Source organism: Roseburia sp. CLA-AA-H209 (genome assembly GCF_020687575.1).
GTDB classification, from domain to species: Bacteria; Bacillota; Clostridia; order Lachnospirales; family Lachnospiraceae; genus Roseburia_C; species Roseburia_C amylophila.
Genome location: NZ_JAJEQU010000036.1, coordinates 1 through 3328, shown reverse-complemented (window position 1 = coordinate 3328; position 3328 = coordinate 1). Strand labels below are relative to the sequence as shown.

7 protein-coding genes are annotated in these 3328 nt (G+C 36.2%); all 7 read left to right on the top strand.

Features of this window, described 5'->3' with window-relative positions; genetic code table 11:
- A partial coding sequence (locus tag LKD41_RS15345; RefSeq protein ID WP_227701657.1) for an HNH/ENDO VII family nuclease occupies positions 1-570 on the top strand: 570 nt, incomplete at its 5' end.
- A complete protein-coding gene (locus LKD41_RS15340; protein WP_118544597.1) occupies positions 563-1114 on the top strand; it encodes an ankyrin repeat domain-containing protein in 552 nt (183 codons plus the stop codon). The genes LKD41_RS15345 and LKD41_RS15340, both read left to right, overlap by 8 nt.
- Positions 1107-1427, top strand: a complete 321-nt coding sequence (locus tag LKD41_RS15335) for an immunity protein Imm33 domain-containing protein (protein ID WP_118542600.1) — start codon at positions 1107-1109, stop codon at positions 1425-1427. Before LKD41_RS15340 ends, LKD41_RS15335 begins: the two co-directional genes overlap by 8 nt.
- A gap of 343 nt (positions 1428-1770) precedes the next feature.
- Positions 1771-1926, top strand: coding sequence for a hypothetical protein (locus tag LKD41_RS15330; RefSeq protein WP_227701656.1), 156 nt, complete (start codon positions 1771-1773; stop codon positions 1924-1926).
- A 29-nt stretch (positions 1927-1955) separates the two neighbouring features.
- The gene (locus LKD41_RS15325) at positions 1956-2609 is read left to right on the top strand and encodes a hypothetical protein (protein WP_227701655.1); all 654 of its coding nucleotides are present in this window, start codon (positions 1956-1958) and stop codon (positions 2607-2609) included.
- Between the two features lie 13 nt (positions 2610-2622).
- Positions 2623-3036: a hypothetical protein gene (locus LKD41_RS15320; protein WP_118639823.1), complete on the top strand. Its 414-nt coding sequence runs from the start codon at positions 2623-2625 to the stop codon at positions 3034-3036.
- A gap of 95 nt (positions 3037-3131) precedes the next feature.
- On the top strand, positions 3132-3328 hold a 197-nt coding region (locus LKD41_RS15315), incomplete at its 3' end, for a hypothetical protein (RefSeq protein ID WP_227701654.1).

The window sequence follows — 3328 nt, the reverse complement described above, 5'->3', positions numbered from 1 at the left end:
GTAAGTGCAGGAACATCCATCGGCAGGGCAGTAGTAACAGAGTATGCAAAGCAGGGACTGACGGTGGCAGCCAGCAGTTATGTGGAAAAGAGCATGACAGAAGCCACCAACAGTCCACTGGCAGGCTTTGTAGTTGGTTCACTAACCGGAATAGCAACATATGGAATGCTCAATGAGGCTGATCTGGAAGTAATGAATCTGGAGGCGTCATTAGAACTTGAGAAACAGCAGATGGGGAATGTTGGAGAGAGTAGTAGTGGAAGTAAACCATATACAAATAGTCGCCCATCTTATGGTAAAAATCAAGTAAATGAAGTTTGGGAGAATGCGAAAGACCCTATTACAGGAAAAGTTTATGACCCATCTGGCGTTGAAATTACATGGGATAAAACTAAACCGAGAAATGGTCAATGGGATATGGGACATATTCCTAGTGAGAAATACTCTGAAATGCATCAATTATATATGGATGATGTGATTTCAAAAGATGAATTTTTAGAATGGTATCGTAATCCTAGAAATTATAGACCAGAGTTACCTAGTACAAATAGAAGTCATAAATATGAGTGAGGAAATAAAAATGAATATTGAGAAAGCAGATTATGGGACAATTGTTAAATTTGGTACATTAAAAGATTTACATGAAAAAATAAAGTTAAAAAATGATAATGTATCTGATATCATTAATTGGGTAGATGATAGTGGAATGAGTATTCTTGAAAGAAGCTTAGTATCCAGAAAATTTGAAATATCAAAATTTTTACTTGATAACAATGCAAAAGTAAACATAGTGTCAAAAGAAGGTAATAATGAATTTCATTTTTTGGCTCCAAATATAAATTGTATTGAAGCAGTTGAAATCGGAAAATTATTGCTAAGTAAAGGTACTTCGGTAATGCAAAAAGATGTAAAGTATGGTAATACAGCCTTTTTTTCATTATGCATGGAAGCTTTTAAGGAACGTTCAGAGAGTACAATGAATTTTATTGAAGAATGTTTTGAACAAGTAACAGATGTTGATGAGAAAAACAAGAATGGATTTACCATTCGTAAACTAATTATGGAAAGGGGAAGCGATGAATTAAAAAAAAGATTGGAGGAAAAATATGCATAGCACAATGAATTTAGGAGGTTCTGTTGTTTCAAAAAATATATTAGAAAGAAGGGGACGAGTAAAATGGTGTTTTAGAGAAGAGAGTGTAAATAATATTGATAATGGGTGGAGATTTCTTTCGGAAATAGATACAGATGAGTTTCTGGCAGATTCAAAAAACATGGTCATTTGTGATTGGGGCACAATTTTTGAAATAGAGCCTGCAATTGCTCCAATTTTTGAATTACCAATTGGAACAGAATTAACCTTAGAATATGATGGCTCACAAAAATATTTTGTAAAATCTGAAACCGGAGAGAAACTTATATTTTAATTATGGTTATACTGTCGGACATCCAACGGCTCTTGCATGTCTATTAATTAATCATCATGGCTGTTGTGAAGCAATTAAGAATCCATGATGTTAATTAATAGACACTAGCGAAATTTTGTCGAGTCGGGTATACGAAAGGACATTGCAAAATCAAAATAGAATATTTAGTTCCAATACGCTGATATAAACGTGCTCTTAGCAACAATGTAAAGTACGAGAAGATTACCAGCATCTGTGAATTAATCCAGGAACAGCTTGCCCGATGGATAGAAGAGATTGATGCGGTGAGGAGCAGTATTGTAGAAATTGCTACTATGCCGGATATATCCCAGGATTCCATGGAGTGACGGGAGACTCAAGGCTGGTATCGGTTAATCCAATCCGTGATACAGTATTTGCCAGTAATCCGGATCTCTATTATTTAATAGGAAATGTATTGACAATCGCTGCTTCTCTGATACTGACAGGAGGAATGGCAGTATCGGAGAAGCAGCGATAAGCACAGGAACATCCGTAAGCAGGGCAGTAGTGACAGAGTATGTCAAGCAGGGACTGACAATGGCAGCCAGCAGCTATGTGGACAAGAGAATGCCAGAAGCTACCAACAGTCCACTGGCAGGCTTCTTAACAGGTTCGCTGACTGGAATGCTCAATGAGATAGATGCCATGGCAAATGTAAGTGGATTACACGGTTCTTTTGCAGAAGGAATGTCAAAAGAAGATGCCCAGAAATACCTTGATTTTCTTGAGAATGGAAGCAAGGAAGGGCTGACAGAGGCAGAAATAAAAGGAATCGGAAAGGTAGACGAAACACTTGCATTAAAGAAAGTAACCCCGGAGGAGCTGTTGGAACTTAGAAAACAGCAACTGGGGAATGTGGGGGAGAGTGGTAGTTCTTCTAATACTGGAGTTGGAAATCCTGTGAAAGTAGAAGGAAGAGGTAGTACAGGAAGAACAATTCCTAATAATTTAGAAGAACAAATGGCTATGCATCAAGTACGGTCTGATCCTTTGGAAGGTGCTACTGAACTTCCAATTAAATTAAATGATACGAGGGGGAAATCATCAGATGGCTGGATTAAAATGGAATCCGTTGTAAAGATAGCTGATGGAAATAAAATTACAATCCATTATGTATATAATAAAGTGACCGGCACATTCGATGATTTTAAATTTAAGTAAAGAGAGGAATTTTATGGATAATATTATTTTTGAAAGAATATGGAAAGATTCTAATATTATAGAATTGAAAGTGATGGCAAGCTCAGAATACATTAGTGTATTTCAGAATTGTTATGTTGAGGATGTTTTATTAGAAAATGCTGCAGATAAAATAAATAATTATATCAAAAATTCTAATGAGGTATGTTATTTGGAATTTGGAAATAAGATTGGAAACTATACACCTGCTTTTTCATTAAATATTTTACCAAGTGATAATCATGGACATGTAAAAATTGAAGTAGATATAGAAATTGCGGATAATGACAGACGTGCCCATAGATGTTGCTTTTATGTTAGCTGTGAGTTGGGACAGATTGAAAGATTTGGACAATCATTAGTATCATTAATATCAGAGGATGAAGGAGTCAAAGTTTCCCTGGTATAATTTATTAGGGTTATACTTTAGGACTTCCAATTCCTTAAATCCTTTGTTCGAAAAAGTAACTGTATCACCTATCTGCTCACGAAGCGAATGTCATCATGCTGATAAAATTAGATACCAATGTTTATACATCAAAGGTACAGTCTTTTTCGACGGTATCCGGTGAGGTAGAAGGAAAGCAGCTTACAGTTCCGGATTTAAATGTATCAATGGATGCCATGACAGCGTACCGGGCAGGCTTTTCACAGTTAATTGGTCTGATGAGTTATTATCAGAGCCTCCTGACGCAGGATGC

Coding starts and splice junctions, on each gene's coding strand:
- LKD41_RS15320 (WP_118639823.1), top strand. CDS start 2,623: ATGGATAATATTATTTTTGAAAGAATATGGAAAGATTCTAATATTATA.
- LKD41_RS15335 (WP_118542600.1), top strand. CDS start 1,107: ATGCATAGCACAATGAATTTAGGAGGTTCTGTTGTTTCAAAAAATATA.
- LKD41_RS15340 (WP_118544597.1), top strand. CDS start 563: ATGAGTGAGGAAATAAAAATGAATATTGAGAAAGCAGATTATGGGACA.